Below are 18,562 nucleotides of genomic sequence, written 5' to 3'. Positions count from 1 at the left end.
ATGTGCTTTTCCGCGACGGCCAGCTTTGGCTCCGGCACGCTACTGCTGGCAATCGGCACCGTGACGCTGCGTATGGCGCGCTGCCCGGCGGAGCGCCCTTATGCCGCCATCCCATTGCTGTTTGCGATCCAGCAGCTTGTCGAGGGGGTGGTCTGGCTCAGTTTTGGTGGCCCCGCTTGGCTTAACTTTGTTGCTACGCAGGTGTACTCATTTTTCTCCCACGTACTGTGGCCGGTGTACGTCCCCTTAGCGGCATGGCTGCTAGAGCCCCGGGGTCCGCGCCGCCGAGGGTTGTTGGCCTTTGTGGTTATGGGTCTGGCTGTGGGTGCATACCTGTTGTACAGCCTGGTGGTCAACCCGATTCAGGCGCGCCCGATGGCAGGCCATGTGGACTACCAGTCCCCGCATTTCTACATTGTCGCGTCGATGACGCTGTACCTGCTTTCCACGACGGTGAGCCTGTTGCTCTCCAGCCATGTTTGGGTCAAGGTGTTCGGGGCGCTCACGCTGGCCGCTTCGTTCACCGCCTACGTTTTCTATGCCCATTGGTTCATTTCGGTGTGGTGCTTCTTCGCCGCGCTGCTGAGTGGCGCTGTCGCACTGCACTTCATCGCACTGCGTTCGATTCCCCAACAACGGATTCCCTCATGAGCACAACCAACACATTCGAGGTGGCAGGGCTACTATCGCCGCTGGCAGCGCGCGGCGTCGAAAAGCACCTAGCGCAGATGCCGGGCATTGAGCATGTCTCGGTCAACGCGGTGGCCGGATCGGCCACGGTGACGTACGACCAGGGGCGCATTGATCCGGAACGCATCCGGGCGGCAATCCAGGACTGCGGGTACCACTGTGCGGGCGAAATGTTGCCCCGGCACATGTGCGGGCCGATGGAGCATGCTGTGGCGCCGGCACACGCGCACGGCCATATTCAGCACGAGCATCCTGAGCGGCACGTACATGCCGCTGGTGGGCCGGCCACAGCGGAGGCGCCCGTCGCGCACGACCACGCCGCGATGGCTCACGGTGGCATGGATGCAATGGCCCACGAGATGGGCCATGGCCCCGGTATGGATGCCAAGGGGATGGCGCGCGACATGCGCAACCGTTTCTGGGTCTGCCTGGCGTTTACGGTGCCGATCTTCCTGTATGCCCCGATGGGCATGGATTTCATCAAGCTGAAGCCACCGTTCGGCTTGGATTTGGGGCTGTGGCTGTTCCTGCTCGCCACCGCTGCGGTGATCTACCCCGCGTGGCCGTTCTTCGTCGCCGCCGCGCGTGCGTTGCGCAATGGCGTGCTCAACATGGCGGTGTTGGTGGTGCTGAGCGTCGGCACCGGCTACGTCTTCAGTGTCGGCAGCACCTTCATTTTCGGCGGTGCGCAGTTCTATGAGGCTGTGTCGGTGTTGCTGGTGTTCATTCTGCTGGGCCACTGGCTGGAGATGCGCGCGCGCGCAGGAGCGTCGGAAGCCATCCGCGCGCTGATGGATTTGGCCCCGCCAAAGGCCACTGTCTTGCGCGCCGGCAAGGAAGTGACTGTGGCGACCGCCGAAGTGCTGCTCGACGACATCGTCCTGGTGCGTCCTGGCGACAAGATTCCGGTTGACGGCGAGGTGCTCGAGGGCGGTTCTCAGGTGGACGAATCGATGCTCACCGGCGAGTCGATGCCGGTGAAGAAGATGGTGGGCGACAAGGTGATTGGCGCGACGATCAACAAGAGCGGCAGCTTCCGTTATCGTGCGACCAAGGTGGGTGCCGACACCGCGTTGGCGCAGATCGTCAAACTGGTGCAGGAGGCGCAGAATTCCAAAGCGCCAGCGCAGTTGCTGGCCGACCAGGCCTCACAATGGCTGGTCGTGATCGCCTTCCTGATCGGTGTGGCCACTTTCGCTGTCTGGTACTTCGTGCTCGGGCAGCCGGTACTGCTGGCACTGACACTCACGATCACGGTGTTTGTGATTGCCTGCCCAGATGCACTGGGGTTGGCGACGCCGATGGCGGTGATGGTGGGTACCGGCCTGGGCGCGATGAACGGCATCTTGTTCAAGAATGCTGCGGCGCTGGAGGACGCGACACGGCTAAATGTGGTGATCTTCGACAAGACCGGCACCCTGACGCTTGGCGAGCCGGAAGTGGTCGATATAGCGGTGGCCCGGGACGTAACGCCAGACGACCTGCTGCGCGTTTCAGGCTCGGTCGAAAAGCTCTCCGAACACCCGCTTGCGGTCGCGATCCTCAAGCGTGCCGGCGCACTGGCCTCCGAAGCGGTGACGGATTTCACCAACATCGATGGGCAGGGCACGCAGGCGGTGGTGGCCGGTCGGCTGGCCCTGCTCGGTAATCGGCGGTTGATGGAGGCCAATGGCGTTGACCTTGGCGCGCTCAAGGCAGATGCCGACCGTCTGCAGGGCCAAGGCCGCACCGTGGTGCACGTCGCACACGGCGGTCGCCTGATCGGTTTGATCGCGATCGCCGACGCAGTGAGGCCGTCTTCGGCCGAGACGATCAAGGCACTGCATGGCCGCGGGGTGCAGGTCGCAATGCTAACCGGTGACAACCGTTCGACCGCTGAGCGCATTGCGAAGGAATTGGGCATCGACATCGTGCTGGCCGACGTGCTGCCGGGCGACAAGGCCGCAAAGGTCAAGGAACTGCAGGGGCAGGGCAAGAAGGTCGGCATGGTGGGCGATGGCGTCAATGATGCTCCGGCGCTGACGCAAGCCGACGTGGGCTTCGCGATCGGTGCGGGCACCGATGTCGCGATGGAGAGTGCCGATGTGGTCCTGATGAAAAGCGATCCGCTGGATGTGGTCGGTGCGATTGAACTGTCCCGCGCGACCTTGCGAAAGATGCATCAGAACCTGTGGTGGGCGATCGCCTATAACGTAGTGGCGTTCCCGTTGGCGGCCGGCGTACTCTACCCATTCACGATCAGCCCCGAGGTGGCGGCGATTACCATGTCGGGCAGCTCTGCGCTAGTGGCGATTAACGCGCTAATGCTCAAGCGAACCCGGCTGACTGGAATCCGACGCGCAAGCGCGGCGACGGTCCACAACGGCGTGACCGCTCCGGTGGCCGCTCACGGCGCGGGCTGAAGGCATCATGCTTAATCAATCGTCCGCCACTCCCGCACCCCTCGATGCGCGGGCCGTCAGGCCAGCGTTGGTCGTGCTGCTTGCTCTGGTATTTGTTGTCTCTCTCGGCTATGGAGTCGGGCTGCCGTTGCTGCAGTTGTATCTGGCGCAGTACCTGCCTGGTGCGACGCGGCAAACGCTGGCGTGGCACGTTGGCATGCTGGGAGGAATCTACACGCTCGCGCTGTTCATCTTTGCGCCGTGGTGGGGCCGCCAGTCGGATCATCGTGGGCGGGCGGCGGCGCTGACTACCGGCTTCGCTATGTTTGTGCTGGGAACCGCGATGGTCGCGCTAATACCCAGTCTCATGGCGATCTATGGCGGTCGATTGATCGCCGGGGCGGGGGCAGCGGCTATCGTGCCCGGTGCCCAGGCCTATGTGACCGACATCAGCAATACCGAGGACAGGAGTCGGCGCTTTGTGCTGATCGGTAGTGCATCGTTCGTTGGCTTTCTCGCGGGCCCCGCGTTCGGTAGTTGGCTTGCCGGGCCGCTGATGGGCATGCCTGCAGGCCAGATGCCCAGTATGGTCAACTGGCCCGCGTTGGTGGTCGCATCGGTCGGACTGCCACTTCTGTTGGCGGTTCGCCGCTGCCTGAGCACGACCAAGCCGATCTTGCTCGACAGCGGCTCGGTGCAGATGACCCGGCAGCGCAAGCGCTTCGTTGCTGTATCGATGCTGTTAGCCCTGCTGGCGTCCTTTGCCGCAGGTACCTTCGAAGTCGGCTTCAGCCTGTTTGGTGGCCAGACACTGCGCCTACCCAACTCGATGATTGCGGTGATGTTTGTCACGTGCAGCCTGGCGATGCTCGCCGCGCAGGCTTTGCTGCTGCTTCCGGCAGTGCGCAAGCATATCGACCATCGCTGGGTTGCCGGCGCATTTGCCGGCTCAGCGGTGGCACTGGGCTTTGCCGCACTGGTGCCCGATGCCGCCGCGCTTGGGCTGCTAATCGCCGTGGTGGCTACCGGCGTCGGCATGATTGGACCGGTGCTGTCTTATGAGTTGCTGGAAGGTGACCGTAGTTTCGCTGGGTCGCTGTTGGCAAGGCAGGCAGCCGCAGGCAACCTGGGGCAGGCACTAGGTTCGGTGAGTGCCGGTACCCTGTTTGGATGGAATACGTTCGCTCCATTTTGGGCAGCGGCGGCTGTGTTGCTGCTTGGTAGTGTGGCTGCACTGCGTTGGTGGGGCGCGGCGCGGCAGGCTGAACGTCAGCCAGAGCAGCGCAGCTTTCAAGCAGAAGGAGAAAGGCAGACGAGGGAAGGGCGGGGCGCATGAACAACAATGAAAATTCCTCGTGCTATGTGCGCGCATTGTGCTTTTGAGGCCGCTTTCCAATGGCAGCGCACCGAACCGGCAATTCGTGGATGGTGTAACACGTGACGGCGGATGTGACCTATCAGCGCCATTTGCTCCTTCCAATTGAACTGGGGTTCAAAGCCGTTATTGCATAGCTCGACAGGCTTGCGCGCATTCCTCACACGCACGTGCGCAAGTTTGACAGTGGTCGTGTGCATGCTTCGCGCACTCTGCGCCGCATTTCTGACAGATGGTTGCGCATAATACGCAAACGGCTTTGGCTTGGCTGCTGCCGCGTGCCATATAACCAACGGCAGTCTGGCACAACTCCGCGCAATCGAGATCCAGGCGAATACAGTCGGCAAGTTCCGCCGGGCTTGGCTCGTTGAGGCAAGCCACAGCACAGTGCAAGCATGTGACCTGACACGCGTTACAGGCGTCGAGACATTCTTGATAGGTTTGGTGAGACATCGTCGTTCTCCTGGGTGGTTGGCGTACCGACATGGCATGCGCACCCACGAGAAAGCAAGGACGGCGCCTTGTGCCAAAGAGGCGGGGCACGTTGAGTCGCAAATGGCCAGATCTGTCCGAACCGTAATCGGACCGCCATGTGGCGGTCATGTGCGCTTTCCGCCAGTGGCCCATGGTGAACCGAAGTGTTCGCGCTCTCGGCGGAATGCGGTCGGCACGTGGAGACGCGCGTGCGCCACGACGACCACAAGGCCATGTCGCGGGGGTGTGCCGGATCGCATTGGGCAGCAAATCACCAACGTAGCAGCGCCACAGCAAAGTGGTCTAGAACTAGCCTCTGGTGGACGGTGTCGAGCCGGTGCCGAACCCGTACACCTCTATGCGTCGTGACATCACCCAGCGGGCGCTACCGCGCGCACCAACAACTTCGGTACGCATTGCCATATCGTGCTGTTTTGGGACACCGATTACCATCTCATCGCACGCTAGTTGCTCGTGGGTGGTCTGACCTGCATCAACAGGCTCCGTGTGCAACGACTTAAGCTAAATGCACATTCCCAAGAAACGGAGGTGCGCCATGTCCGCAAGTCGCCGCGCATTGCGAGGCTCAGTCACCGTCCTGTTCGCGATTCTGAGCGAGATCGCTCTCGGCCATCCAAAGCTGGTTTCATCGAGACCAGCGAACAATTCTGAAGTGGCCGCCCCAAAGCGAATCGAATTGAGATTTTCAGAGGAACTTGTATTCCCGCCTTCGGGAGGTAATCTAGTTATGGCGTGGCTGCCGGGCCGGGCGCTTCACGGGCCGATGAAGATTCCGGCTGAAGTATCGCGTGGCGGAGACGCCAAGACGGTCGTTATTCAGCCGACTCAACCTCTCATGGCTGGTTCCTATCGCGTTGACTGGCAAGCGGTCTCATCCGATGGGCATCCTGTCAATGGCAGGATCGTATTCCGAGTACGATGAAGCGCCGATCCTCATCGTTTGAGTCCATCGGAGTGGCGCGCGAAACCGGCGGCTGTTTCGGTTTGCGACCCAAAATGCCCGCCAAGCCCGGCTTGGCAGTAGTCGCCGCAGTGTGCAAAGAACTATACAGACAATATTGCGGCATCGATGCAACGCGGTAGGCGGATAGAGAACCGTGTGCGCCCGTCAATGCGCGCAACGGTGATGGTGCCGCCGTGCGCCGCAACGATCGCTTTGGTGATGGCCAAGCCAAGGCCGGCACTTTCCGACTCGGGCCGCGCGCGCGATTTGTCCGCCCGGAAAAAGCGCTCGAAGATAAATGGCAGCAGCTGCGGCGCGATCTCGCTGCCGTCGTTGTCTACCGAAACCGTCATGCCGTCGCGATCATCACTGACCGAGACGACCACGCGGCCATGTCGCGGGGTGTGCCGGATGGCGTTGGAGAGCAGGTTGCTCAACGCACGGCGCAGCATGAGCCGGTCTCCTGTGACGTGTCCATCGCCCCGCGTTTCGAGCAGGACAGCCTTGTCTTCTGCAAGCGCGTCATAGAAATCGAACAACGCGCGGATTTCGTCAGCGATGCGGATGTCTTCGGCGCTTGGCAGCGTCAGGCTGTGCTCCATCTTGGCGAGGTACAGCATGTCGGACACCATGCGTGCCAGGCGCTGCAGTTCCTCCGCATTGGAGGTCAGCACATCGCGATACTTCGTGCCCTCGCGCGGCTGGGATAGCACGACCTCCGTCTGCGTGAGCAGGTTCGTGATAGGCGTACGCAGTTCATGGGCGATGTCGGTCGAGAAGTCCGACAAGCGGCGGAAATCGTTCTGCAGGCGCTCCAACATGCCGTTCAGGGTCGCGGCAAGGTCCGCCACTTCGACTGGCACGGTATCAACAGGCATGCGTTCATCGAGCTTGTCGGCAGTCACCGTGCGCGCCCGCGAGGCCATGGTGCGCAAAGGCGCCAGGCCTCGGCGTGCAGCCCACCAGCCGAATAGGCCCGTGGCCAGCGCTGCGACGGCGATATAGAAAGCGAGCGTCCCGCGGAAGGTGTGGAGGAAGTGGGCGTGAATGTCCGTGTTGATCCCCAGCAGGACATCAAGCTCGCCCGATGATCCATCTCGCAGTGGGATGGCCGCGTGCATGCCCCGATATTGCTGACCGCCTTGCGCCCAAACGAGGGTTTCGCTGGTATGCCGCAACTGCGCCAGCGCTTGCGTTGCCGCTTGAAAATCGAAATCCTGGGTTACGTACAGCATGTGCCCGTCCGAACCCTGGATACGAGCTACGAGATCGGTGCGATGTTGGATTGCCTCGCGGATGCGTTCGGGGACCTGTTCGGCGGGACTCGATTCGACAATCTTTTCAATGACGCTGACGTTCTCGCGCAGCGCGGTGTAGTCCTCCACCGCAAAGTGCTGATCCATGGCCAGCGCAATCACCACGCCCAGGCCCAGCAAGACGGCTGCCGAACACAGCGAGAAATACGCGGTGAGCCGAGTGGTCAGGGAGAACTGCCCCATCAGGCCGCGTCCTCGGGCGCTTCCAGTACATAACCCATGCCGCGTACCGTTTGGATCAGCTTCGGCTCGAAGTGGTCGTCGATCTTGGCGCGCAACCGGCGAATGGCGACGTCGATCACATTGGTATCACTGTCGAAGTTCATGTCCCAGACCTGCGAGGCGATCAGGGAGCGAGGCAAGACCTCGCCACGGCGGCGGACCAGCAGCTCCAGCAGGGAGAACTCCTTGCTCGTCAGCGGGATCTTCTGGCCTCCGCGTGAGGCACGACGGCGAGCCAAATCCAGCACAAGGTCGGCCACTTGGATTCGGTCGGACGAGACGGCACCGGTTCCCCGGCGCAGCAGCGTGCGGACCCGGGCTAGCAACTCAGCAAACGCGAATGGCTTCACCAAGTAGTCGTCGGCGCCCATTTCAAGGCCTTTGACGCGGTCGGCCACGCTGTCGCGGGCGGTCAAGAACAACACCGGCACCGCCTGTTCCGCAGCGCGCAACGATTGGACGATCTGCCAGCCATCCACGTCAGGCAGCATCACGTCCAGCAACAGCAAGTCGTAGTCGCCCGACATGGCCAGATGGCGGCCGTCAGTACCGTTGCGTGCCAGATCTACCACAAAGCCGGCTTCGGTCAGGCCTTGCTGCAGATACTCTCCGGTTTTGGGCTCGTCCTCGACGACCAACAGTTTCATATCGCGCCTGAATCACTTCCTATGATTTATGGGCTGTAGAGTACCGCGCTGCAGGCGGCATCACACCAAGATGACGGATTTGTAATGTTTCAGTCAGGTCGGGGTAGCCTGGCGCTGGGTAGCCTGCACCCACCTTTCAGAGTCGGACATTTTGTTAAGGAAATCTCGATCATGCGCAGCAATCGTGCATCCGGCCTCGTGCTACCGAACCTGCCGCGGCGGCGGTTTGTGCAAGGTTTGGCTGCCGGCGGTGTCATCGCCGGTTTGGGCCTGGGTGGTTTCACTTCGGCGGCATCCGCTGCGTCCACCGCGCTGGGGACCGCACCAGTGCTGCGCGGCACCGAATTCGACTTGGTGATCGACGAGACGCCGGTCAACTTCACGGGCAAGCCGGCTATGGCCACGACCATCAATGGCATGCTCCCGGGGCCCACGCTGCGCTGGCGCGAGGGTGACACCGTCACCTTGCGCGTGACCAATCGCCTGCGCGAGCCGACGTCAATCCACTGGCACGGCATTGTCCTGCCGTTCGAGATGGATGGCGTACCGGGCATCAGCTTCCACGGCATTCCGCCCGGCGAGACCTTTACCTACCGCTTCAAGGTGCGACAAAGCGGCAGCTACTGGTACCACTCGCATTCGGGCTTCCAGGAGATGACCGGGGTCTATGGCGCCCTCATCATCGATGCCGCCGGCGGTGACGCGATCCGGGCCGACCGCGATTACAGCGTGCTGCTGTCGGACTGGACCGACGAAGATCCGATGCGCGTCCTCTCCAAGCTCAAGACGCAGGGCGACTACTACAACTACCACCAGCCTACGGTGGTGGACTTCTTCCGCGACGTTTCCAACGATGGCTGGAAGGCGGCCATGGAAAAGCGGGCCATGTGGAACCAGATGCGCATGAACCCGACCGATCTGGCCGATCTCTCCAGTGCAACGCTCACCTATCTGACCAACGGCGTCACGCCGGCCGGCAATTGGACGGGCCTGTTTACGCCGGGCGAGACTGTGCGGTTGCGCTTCATTAACGGCTCCGGCAACACGTTCTACGACGTGCGCATCCCGGGGCTGAAACTCAAGGTGGTTCAGGTCGATGGGCAGAACATCGAGCCGGTCACGGTGGACGAATTCCGCTTCGGCCCCGGCGAGACTTGCGATGTGCTGGTCGCGCCCAAGGACGACGCCTACACCATCTTCTCGCAGTCGATGGACCGTACTGGTTATGCACGTGGCACGCTGGCTGTCTGCCGGGGCTTGCAGGCTGCAGTGCCTGCGCTCGACAAGGTGGAATGGCTGTCCATGGCTGACATGATGGGTGACATGGGCGGTATGGGTGGCATGAGCCACGGTGGCATGTCGGGCATGGACCATGGTGCGATGTCCGGTATGAACCACGGCGGCATGCCCGGTATGGATCATGGCGACATGCAGATGATGGACGACACTGGCATGACCATGATGGACTCCGGCGGCATGCAGATGATGGACCACAGCCAGCATGCGGAATCCGGCGGAGCGGCTAACAGCTTGAAGGTGCCGAGCAAGACAGCACGGCACGCGCGCACGGAATACGGTCCGAGCACCGATATGCACGTCGACATGGCGCGCACCAACCTGGACGATCCCGGCGTCGGTCTGCGCAACAACGGGCGCCGCGTTCTGGTGCTCGCCGACATGCATACCATCGGCGGTCCGATGGATAAGCGCGGTCCGGAGCGCGAGGTGGAACTGCACCTCACCGGCAACATGGAGCGCTACACGTGGTCGTTCGACGGCGTGGAGTTCGGCAAATCGACACCTGTGCACTTCCGTTATGGCGAACGGCTGCGCGTCATCCTCCACAACGACACGATGATGACGCACCCCATGCACCTGCATGGTATGTGGAGCGAACTGGAAGCGCCGGACGGTACGTTCCTCGCGCGCCGGCATACCATCCCCGTCCAGCCCGCCCAACGGATCAGCTTTCTCGTCACAGCGGACGCGCTGGGTCGCTGGGCCTGGCATTGCCACCTGATGTTGCACATGGATGCGGGTATGTTCCGCGAAGTGGTGGTGGTCTGATGCTCGACTTTCACAGCGGATTGATCATGCACAAGCACGTAAGAACACTGTTGACTGTGGCGCTGGCTGCCGCCGGCATCGGCGTTGCCTCGGCCCAGGAAATCCAACTGATGAACGGGGAGACAACCCCGGCGTCCCAATCTGGCGCTCAGAATACTGGCAGCTCAATGCAGGGGATGGACCACGGCTCGATGCAAGGCATGGACCACGGCAGCATGAAGATGCAGGATGGTTCGGCGCCGCCCGACGCACGCGATCCCGATGCTTACTCGGGCGGATACCAGCTCGGCACCGGCAAATACGCACTGGGCGATCCCCGCCACATGATGATGATGGCGGACGCGCACAACTTTGGCTCAGTGCTGGTTGACCGGCTGGAGTGGGTGCACGGTAACGATGCCAATGCAACCGCCTACGAATTGCAAGCCCGGTTCGGCAGCGTGTACAACAAAGCGGTCCTAAAAGCCGAAGGCGATGTCTCAAAGGGGCGCTTCGAAGAGGCGCGCACCGAGTTGCTGTGGAGCCATGCCGTCACAACGTTCTGGGATACCCAGCTCGGTGTGCGGAATGACACGGGTTTCGGCCGACCCACACGCAACTGGGTGGCCTTCGGCGTGCAAGGTCTGGCTCCATACTGGTTCGATGTCGAGGCCACCGCCTATGTGGGCAATAGTGGACGCACGGCATTGCGTCTGTCCAGCGAATACGAGCTGTTGCTGACCCAGCGGCTGATCCTGCAGCCGCGCATCGAAGCCAACTTCTATGGCAAGCGCGATCCCGATCTCGCCGTTGGCAGCGGGCTTTCCAACGCGACGGTGGGCTTGCGGCTGCGCTATGAGTTCAGCCGCCAGTTTGCGCCCTATATCGGCGTCGAACGCAGTCAGGCATTTGGCGGTACCGCCAACATGATCGAAGCGGCCGGTGGGCGCCGCGGCGACACCCGTTTTGTTGCGGGTGTGCGCCTCTGGTTCTAGTTTTCTCAACTCCCAACCACAAGGGTGTTTCTATGTTCACGTCTCGTTTTGCCACCAAGGCCATCATTGGCACGTCCTTGGCGCTTCTGGCTTCGGCCGCGTTCGCGCATCCCAAACTGGTCTCTTCGACGCCCGCCGATCAGGCGGAAGTGACTGCGCCGACGAAGATCGAGCTGAAGTTCTCGGAGACCCTCACGACACAATTCTCCGGGGCCAATCTCGTCATGACGGAGATGCCCGGCATGTCGGGGCATAACCCGATGAAGGTTGGCGCAAAAGTCTCCGCCGGCGACGACGCCAAGACGATGGTCATCACGCCCGCACAACCGCTGACGACCGGGACGTACAAGGTGGAGTGGCGCGCGGTCTCGTCGGATACCCACCCGATGACGGGGAATTTCACGTTCAAGGTGAAGTAAGGCCATGGCGGACGATTGGCTCAATATCGCCCTGCGCTTTGGGCTGTACCTGGACTTGACGATCCTTTTCGGGGTCTCGCTGTTCGGGGTCCAGGCGTTGCGACCCGATCACCGGGCCACGGCGATTGCGCGCCGATACGTCCGTGCCGTCGGAGTCACTGCCGCATTGGGCATCGTGCTGTCGCTCTGGAGCTTCGTTGTCATGGCCAAGGCGATGACGGGGGCCACCGAGTACGCTGAACTCACCAGCCATGTCTTCAGCATGATGCTGACCACCACCGCGGTTGGCCTGGCCTGGATGGCGCGATTGGTGGCCCTGGCCGGATGCTTGGTCGCCGTTGCGCGTTTGCGGAAGCACCCAGCGCCTCACTTCGGCGTGTGCGCCGGGCTGGGTGCGGTGGCTCTGCTAACGGTCACTTGGGCCGGGCATGGGGCGATGGACGACGGTGTGAAGGGATACCTTCATCTCACATTTGATATCGCGCACGTTTTGGCCGCGGGCGCCTGGGTTGGCGCATTGGCAGCGTTTGTGCTGCTGGCGTCGACAAGACAAGCGGCCTCATCGGAAACGGTGGAAATCCTTAGTCACACATCCAATGGCTTCGCGCGTCTTGGGACGCTGATTGTTGCCACGCTGTTTGCGACAGGGACGTTCAACTATTTTTTGATCGTTGGGCCGACGATTAACGGGTTGTTCACCACGCCATACGGGCGCTTATTGTTGATCAAGCTGGCTTTGTTCGCGCTGATGCTCGGACTGGCCGCAGCCAATCGTTATCGGCTGAGCCCACGGCTTGCGGCGGCGGTTAGGGCCGCAGACCACGTCCACGCGGTGATAGCACTGGGGGTCGATTTGTTTTCGTTGTCAAAAGTGACGGTAGGAGATCGAGCACTGGCGTAGGGGTGGTCTGATAAGCCCTTGATTTCATTGGTTTTCCTGTTCACTTTTTCAGGCGTATTGTGTCTGCCCCAATCACCGGAGACACAAGATGCAAAGCTGGCACACAACCTACCTTGGCCTGCGAGAGCTGCCAAGGGAAATCAGCACCTTCGAGCTTCAGTCGTTTTTCACGTACAGCCGTACTGAGCGCGAGCTCATCAACGCCCGCCGAAGCAACGCCCACAAGCTGGGTCTGGCACTGCACATAGGTTTCTTGCGCTTGAGCGGGCGCCTGCTGAATTCGGTGCGCATCGTTCCGACAACCCTGTGGCGCCATCTGGGTGACGAAATCGGCATCACTGCTGTTGAACTGGCATCCCTGCGAGCCCTGTATGTTCGCGGTCGAACCCTCTTTGACCATCAACAACTGGCCTGTGATGTCCTGGGGTTTCATTGGATGACGGAGCACCAACGTCGCGCCCTGGTACGCACCCTGCGCGATGAGGTGGCCCGCTGCGCCGATCGGGATCAATTGCTCGTATTCGCTCGGCGCTGGTTGTATCAAAGCAAGATCCTGATCCTGCGCGACCGTGACATCCGTGTCCTGGTCACAGCGGCGCTGGGACAACTCGAAGAAGAAACAGCCAAAACGATTGCGGCATCTGTGCTGCCCGAACAACTGGTGCGCTGGCGGGATGCCATGGCCGCATTGCGCCCGGATGGGCAAACCCAGCAGAGCTGGTTGTGGTCGGCACCGGCCAAACACTCAACCAAACAAATTGGCGAGGTGTTCGAGCGAATCGAACTGCTGTACGCCCTGAATGTCCACAAACACCTGGACGACCTGTCCGGTCTCATTGTGCGGCGCTATGCACGCCGCCTGGCTTCAAGGCCTCCCTCGGTGGGGGCCAGGATCAAAGAACCCGCTCGCACAGTGGAGGTTGGCTGCTTTTTACGGCACTGCCTGTTTACCAGCACAGACCAAGCTATCTTGATGGTTCAGCGGCGCGTTGCCGATCTTTGGCGCACGGTCGCAGCAGGTGTCACGGAGACGGTCAATTGGGCTGACCTGTACAAGACATTGCTGGCAGAGCTGGCTGGTTTGGTCGCCCAGGGTGAACTTCAAGACGCGGAGTTGCGGGCTCGAATTGTTGCCCTGCTCAGTGCCAGCCAGCAAGGCAAACCACCCAGCCGGGCCTCGGTGGTGCGTGAGCGTTTGTTTGACGCCATACGTCCCGTGCGCTCTTTGCTGGCCGAAATCACCAAGCTGCCCTGGCAGGCCAATAGCGAGCACCCGGTGACCACAGCCTTGGCCCAATTGACGAAACTGTACGCGGGCAAACTTCGCGAACTACCTGCTGATGTCAGCGCCCCTCGCTTGGGTTCGGTCTGGAGCGGCGCGATTGCGGGTGCCGACCGGGAGCGCGCGTTTCGGGCCTTGGAGGTGGCCACCCTGTTTTCATTGCGACGTGCCGTGCGCAACGGTTCGGTGTGGATTGAGCACAGCCTGAGCTTTCGTGGCCGCGCACGCCTGTTCTTCACTGATGCGCGCTGGCAGGAAGAAGCCAAACGGCACTATGCCCGACTGTCACTGCCAGCCAATGCATCCACACTTTTGAAGCCGTTGCTGGCCAAGGTACGCGCCGGCGTGGAGGCAGTGGCCGTCGCCGCGCGCAGCGGTGTGCTGCGCGTGGACGAAGAACTCCACCTTTCAGTATTGCCGGCAGAGGATGAAGATCCAGAGGTGATTAAGTTGAGGGCCAAACTTGACCTGAGGATCGGTGAGGTGCAACTCCCAGAAGTGATCCTGGCCGTTGACGCTCAGGTACGTTTCAGCTGGATCATGCTTGGCCGCGAGCCACGTTCGACAGAAGAGCTGCTGATGGTCTACGCCGGCATCATGGCCCACGGCACCAGTCTGACGGCGGCCGAATGCGCCCGTATGATTCCGCAGTTGTCTGCCACCAGCATCCGTCAGGCCATGCGTTGGGCCGGGGACGAGCGTCGCTTGAGTCAAGCCTGCCACGCGGTGCTGGAGTTCATGCAACGGCACCCCATTGCAGCGACATGGGGTCGCACGGACCTGGCGTCGTCCGACATGATGAGCATGGAAACCACCCAACGGGTGTGGCAGGCCCGACAGGATCCAAGACGCAACACGTCCTCGATTGGCATCTACTCCCATGTGCGTGACCGATGGGGGATCTTCTACGCGCAGCCTTTTGTGCTCAATGAGCGCCAGGCAGGGGTCGCCATTGAGGGTGTCGTGCGCCAAGAATCCATCGAGACCAGCCAGTTGGCGGTGGACACCCACGGCTACACCGACTTTGCCATGGCGTTGGCCCGGCTACTGGGGTTCGATCTATGCCCACGACTGAAGGAATTGAAGCAGCGTCATCTGTACGTGCCGCGTGGCACGATCATTCCACCGGAGATCGCAGCAGTTTGCGAGGCTACCGTCGATACCGCTTTGATTGAGAAGCACTGGGACACCTTGGTCCATTTGGCAGCCTCGGTGATGAGCGGCAACGCCAGCGCAGTTGCAGCGCTGGCCAGATTTGGATCGGCGGCGCGGGGAGACCCCATCTACGAAGCGGGTGTTCAGTTGGGGCGCTTGCTGCGAACTGCGTTCCTGGCCGACTACTTTGTCAAAGACGCCTTCAGGAATGAGCTGCGTCGGGTACTCAACCGGGGTGAGGCGGTCAATGCCTTGAAGCGGGCGATTTATACCGGCAGAGTGAGCCCGGCTCAGGCCAAGCGGGCCGAGGAAATGCAGGCGGTGGCTGACGCCTTGAGTCTGTTGGCCAACATCATCATGGCCTGGAACACAACCCAGATGCAGGCCGTTCTGGACCGCTGGGCCAACCGGCGTCAGGTCATCCCGGCGGAGCTCACGGGGAAAATTGCGCCGACGCGGCTGCAAGGTATCAATTTGAGGGGCGTATTCCGCTTTCCAGTGGAGCGTTATGCCAGTGAAATCCTGCCGTCACAGACCACGCCGAAAACCGGGACCGGCGGTTGAAACCGAGCACGCTTTTGCGCCCTCAAACGGCGATCAAAAAAATCAACAGGAAACCCAATGAAATCAATGGCTTGGCAGGCCACCCCTACGCCAGTGCTCGATCTCCTACCGTCACTTTTGACAACGAAAACAAATCGACCCCCACTGCGCCGCAGTCTGGTCATGGAAACCAGCCTTGCCATACTGATTTTGGCGTTGGTCGCTTGGCTTGGTGTGCTTTCGCCGCCTGGAACCTGATACTGCTTACCTGTTTGCCGGAGGAACCATGATGATGAAATCGCCGACTGCCAAGCCCGTGTCCGCGACAAGACGGTCCCTGATTGCAGGTCTGTTACTGCTGCCTGCCGTAGCCCTGGCGCAAAAGGCCGGATCGAAACCCGTGATCCAGGTGTGGAAAACGCCGGGTTGCGGCTGCTGCAAGGATTGGCTTGCCCACTTGCGGGACAACGGGTTCGACGTGGTTGCACATGACGTCGAGGAAACGGTGGAAGCCAGGCGAAAGGCTGGCATGCCAGAGCGCTATGCCTCTTGTCACACGGGCATCGTGCAGGACTATGCGCTGGAAGGCCATGTTCCGGCACGCGAAATCAAGCGTCTGCTGCAGGAGCGCCCGAAAGCGATCGGGCTGGCGGTCCCCAGCATGCCGCTCGGCGCCCCTGGCATGGATGGGCCGGCATACGGTAATCGGCGCATGCCATACAACGTCCTGCTGATCGGATTGGACGGACAGGCCACCGTGTTCCGCGCATACAGCTGATGGGGTGTGACCGTCTCCTTGGCACCCGCAATCGTGCCACCGGTCAGAGCGTTTTGGCGATGGCTTCAATCGGCTTGATACCTGCGCCGAACCGGGCCATGGTTTCCCGGTGCTCGGTGAGGCTGGTGTAGGGCACATATCGGATGCCAAGTTCCGATACGCGGCTGAAGGCGGGGCGTGCAAGTTGAGCGCGCACGTCGGCCTCTCGTCCATCCGGCGCAACCAGGAACAGGTGTTTCTTCGCCGGCTGTTCTGTGCCCAGGGCTAAATCAAGCAGTCGCACGATGCCTGAGTAGATCGAAGTGGTGTGTTCGACCTCGAAGGCGGCTTCCACCTCCAGCGAAGCAGCGTTCAGCCAAACGACGTCGATAAGGGGCACGGTGTCGGCACCCGCTACCAACAGCGAGTTCGGCAACGTTGCCAGGCAGCCATCGCTGAGCACGCCGCCGTTGTAAGGGCGGCTACGGTCGTTGGTTGCCACCCATACTGCGAAGCCCAGTGCCTTGCCGAGATCGCGCAACCAGCCTTGCACCTCTGTATGGGAGGCATCGTCGGTTCGTCCCGCCTGAAGTTGTTTGGCGAAGGAGGCCGCTTCCTCGCGCGCCTTGGCCAGATTGCTCTCCCACTCAGCGATCGTGGCAGCATCGCCTTCTCGCGGCGGCGCCGGATAGCGCTCCATTCCGATATCGAACAGCAGTCCGGCAACTGCGCCCAAATCGTTGGACAGGAGGTCGCGGTAGCGACCATTCAGGGACAGCACACCCTCGCGCATGGCCAGGTAGTGGTCCCATTTCCCGAGCTTGACGCGAGAACCCGTCAGCGCGTTGTATCCGTTGACGATCGCGGTGTTGAAGGGAACCGCCAGCGTCGGGTGAATGAAGTACAGCAGGTTGGCGACGGCCGGGCCCAGCCCCTTGATGCCGTGTTGGTTCAACTGCTGAATCGCTTGAACCAGTTCTTGTTCGGTGTCGCAGCAATTGCACGTATGCAGCAGCCTGGCGAACGCTCGCTGATGATCGGCATTCTCATAGATGTCCGGGATGCGCAGTTTGGGCTTCCAGAGGAAGGCATGGTCCGCCCCCTTGAAGATCTGGCGCTGCTCTGCAATCGAGGAGACCACGGTTTCGAGGGGGGACCCGCGATAGGCGTTGCCGAATGTCCCAGCTTGAATCTCATTGACGACCGCGCCGATGCCGCGCCGAATGGAGCGGAAGTTCTTGAGGCGCTCCGGCCAGAGAAACCACGTCTGATATGTCCCGTCCCTGTCAGCTTTCCATCGCTCAATGAGCGTTCTTGTCAAATCGGTCATGCACGCCAGTGTTCTTCAAAAGATCGGAGTCTATCTTCTCAAAGAATGCGTTCAATTTGTCGCTCGTATGCGCGTCTTGTTTCGATAACCAGCGTGCTGGTGCCGGGAATGCTGTATGGGCGCAAACTGATTTCGGCGGACACCCTGGAACGTGCACCGCAGGCGTCAGGTGATACCAGTGTGGCTCACTGAGAGCAGGGTCGGTGGCCGTACGGCCAATTGCGAAGGTGTATGTTTTTGAAGTGTACGTTGCCCCTTGAATCCATAGAGGCGCGCTCCACCGCTTGATCCTATGACCTATTTTCTTTTCAAATCAGCACCTTAGATCGGATGTGGCGGATTTTTTACAAATCCCGGCCATCCCTCGCCCTGGCGTCGACGTTCCAGGTCAAGGTGTTGTCCGGTCGAGCCCTGCCGAGTTTTCCCGGCACTCACGGCGATTGCAGTACCGATCTCAAACTGCGGCCTGCCATTGCGTATCGTCGCAAGCTGTTCAAGGCGATCGAGAAGGCTGGTGTTCCGGAGCTTGTTACGTGCATCGGGACGCGATTTGATGAGAGCGCCCGACGGGCGGCCAACATGACCGCTCGCGGCGAGTCTCATGAGCATCCGGTCAGAAACAAGGAAGGCGAGCTGGTGCTCAGTCCGATCTCGGATTGGTCGACCGAAGACGTTTGGGAGGCGATTGCGCTGTACAGCAGCGGGGAGCTGCCCGGCTACTCCGACTTCGAAGACACGAAGCGCATCTACGCCCACTCCGTGGGTACAAGCTGTGCAGTGGTTGCGGACGCCATTCTTGAGGGAAGTGCGCGCAAGCAGGGCAAGTGCGGCGCTCGCCTTGGATGTCACGTCTGCCAAATGGCTGAAGACAAGAGCCTGGCCAACATGGTGGAGTACGACGAGCGGTATGCCTATGCGGCCGGCTTGCAGCGCCTCAACAGGTTCATCCGCAATACTCGGTTTGACTGGAGCCGCAGGCATTGGATAGGCCTGAACGATCAGGGCTGGCTACATCAAGGTCCAACCGGATACCTACCATCCACGGATGCTGCGTGAGATGTTCCG

15 protein-coding genes are annotated in these 18,562 nt (G+C 61.2%); 11 read left to right on the top strand and 4 right to left on the bottom strand.

Annotated features, from left to right (window positions below; genetic code table 11):
• From N5B55_RS24695 to N5B55_RS24685, 3 genes are read left to right on the top strand one after another with little or no spacing between them, the layout of a single operon-like run.
• Nucleotides 1–651, top strand: coding sequence for a DUF6629 family protein (locus tag N5B55_RS24695; RefSeq protein WP_004635145.1), 651 nt, complete (start codon nt 1–3; stop codon nt 649–651).
• Nucleotides 648–3,092, top strand: a complete 2,445-nt coding sequence (locus N5B55_RS24690; protein WP_304541961.1) for a heavy metal translocating P-type ATPase — start codon at nt 648–650, stop codon at nt 3,090–3,092. Before N5B55_RS24695 ends, N5B55_RS24690 begins: the two co-directional genes overlap by 4 nt.
• Nucleotides 3,093–3,099: 7 nt before the next feature.
• Complete coding sequence (locus N5B55_RS24685; RefSeq protein ID WP_004635140.1) at nt 3,100–4,407, top strand: MFS transporter; 1,308 nt, start codon at nt 3,100–3,102, stop codon at nt 4,405–4,407.
• 165 nt (nt 4,408–4,572) lie between these two features.
• Here the strand turns inward: N5B55_RS24685 and N5B55_RS24680 are convergent, their stop codons facing one another.
• Nucleotides 4,573–4,899 (bottom strand): four-helix bundle copper-binding protein, encoded by a 327-nt coding sequence (locus N5B55_RS24680; protein WP_012435756.1) that lies wholly within the window; start codon nt 4,897–4,899, stop codon nt 4,573–4,575.
• Nucleotides 4,900–5,476: 577 nt separating this feature from the next.
• On the opposite strand from N5B55_RS24680, the gene copC (N5B55_RS24675) reads away from it, so the two are divergent.
• The gene (copC, locus tag N5B55_RS24675) at nt 5,477–5,863 is read left to right on the top strand and encodes a copper homeostasis periplasmic binding protein CopC (RefSeq protein ID WP_009277764.1); all 387 of its coding nucleotides are present in this window, start codon (nt 5,477–5,479) and stop codon (nt 5,861–5,863) included.
• A gap of 122 nt (nt 5,864–5,985) precedes the next feature.
• Here copC (N5B55_RS24675) and N5B55_RS24670 read toward each other — a convergent pair whose 3' ends face one another.
• Complete coding sequence (locus tag N5B55_RS24670; RefSeq protein WP_009241690.1) at nt 5,986–7,383, bottom strand: heavy metal sensor histidine kinase; 1,398 nt, start codon at nt 7,381–7,383, stop codon at nt 5,986–5,988.
• Nucleotides 7,383–8,069: a heavy metal response regulator transcription factor gene (locus tag N5B55_RS24665; protein WP_012435757.1), complete on the bottom strand. Its 687-nt coding sequence runs from the start codon at nt 8,067–8,069 to the stop codon at nt 7,383–7,385. Before N5B55_RS24665 ends, N5B55_RS24670 begins: the two co-directional genes overlap by 1 nt.
• A 171-nt stretch (nt 8,070–8,240) precedes the next feature.
• Between N5B55_RS24665 and N5B55_RS24660 the strand changes: the two genes are divergently transcribed.
• From N5B55_RS24660 to N5B55_RS24635, 6 genes are all read left to right on the top strand, one after another.
• On the top strand, nt 8,241–10,136 hold the full coding sequence (locus tag N5B55_RS24660) for a copper resistance system multicopper oxidase (protein WP_009241688.1): 1,896 nt from the start codon (nt 8,241–8,243) through the stop codon (nt 10,134–10,136).
• Nucleotides 10,136–11,110, top strand: coding sequence for a copper resistance protein B (locus N5B55_RS24655; RefSeq protein WP_009241687.1), 975 nt, complete (start codon nt 10,136–10,138; stop codon nt 11,108–11,110). Before N5B55_RS24660 ends, N5B55_RS24655 begins: the two co-directional genes overlap by 1 nt.
• 32 nt (nt 11,111–11,142) lie before the next feature.
• On the top strand, nt 11,143–11,529 hold the full coding sequence (copC, locus tag N5B55_RS24650; protein ID WP_009241686.1) for a copper homeostasis periplasmic binding protein CopC: 387 nt from the start codon (nt 11,143–11,145) through the stop codon (nt 11,527–11,529).
• A gap of 4 nt (nt 11,530–11,533) precedes the next feature.
• The gene (copD, locus tag N5B55_RS24645; RefSeq protein ID WP_024541918.1) at nt 11,534–12,430 is read left to right on the top strand and encodes a copper homeostasis membrane protein CopD; all 897 of its coding nucleotides are present in this window, start codon (nt 11,534–11,536) and stop codon (nt 12,428–12,430) included.
• Nucleotides 12,431–12,518: 88 nt separating this feature from the next.
• Nucleotides 12,519–15,431, top strand: coding sequence for a Tn3 family transposase (locus N5B55_RS24640; RefSeq protein WP_012478196.1), 2,913 nt, complete (start codon nt 12,519–12,521; stop codon nt 15,429–15,431).
• Between the two features lie 268 nt (nt 15,432–15,699).
• Nucleotides 15,700–16,188: a DUF411 domain-containing protein gene (locus N5B55_RS24635; RefSeq protein WP_021197391.1), complete on the top strand. Its 489-nt coding sequence runs from the start codon at nt 15,700–15,702 to the stop codon at nt 16,186–16,188.
• A 43-nt stretch (nt 16,189–16,231) separates the two neighbouring features.
• Here N5B55_RS24635 and N5B55_RS24630 read toward each other — a convergent pair whose 3' ends face one another.
• Nucleotides 16,232–17,497, bottom strand: coding sequence for a hypothetical protein (locus N5B55_RS24630; RefSeq protein ID WP_009241683.1), 1,266 nt, complete (start codon nt 17,495–17,497; stop codon nt 16,232–16,234).
• Between the two features lie 330 nt (nt 17,498–17,827).
• On the opposite strand from N5B55_RS24630, the gene N5B55_RS24625 reads away from it, so the two are divergent.
• Nucleotides 17,828–18,553 carry a hypothetical protein gene (locus N5B55_RS24625; RefSeq protein ID WP_304541933.1) on the top strand — a complete coding sequence of 242 codons (726 nt, stop codon included), beginning with the start codon at nt 17,828–17,830 and terminating at the stop codon, nt 18,551–18,553.
• Nucleotides 18,554–18,562: the final 9 nt, after the last annotated feature.

Source organism: Ralstonia pickettii, from assembly GCF_030582395.1.
Taxonomy (GTDB): domain Bacteria; phylum Pseudomonadota; class Gammaproteobacteria; order Burkholderiales; family Burkholderiaceae; genus Ralstonia; species Ralstonia pickettii_D.
This window is presented reverse-complemented; position numbering and strand designations above follow the sequence as displayed.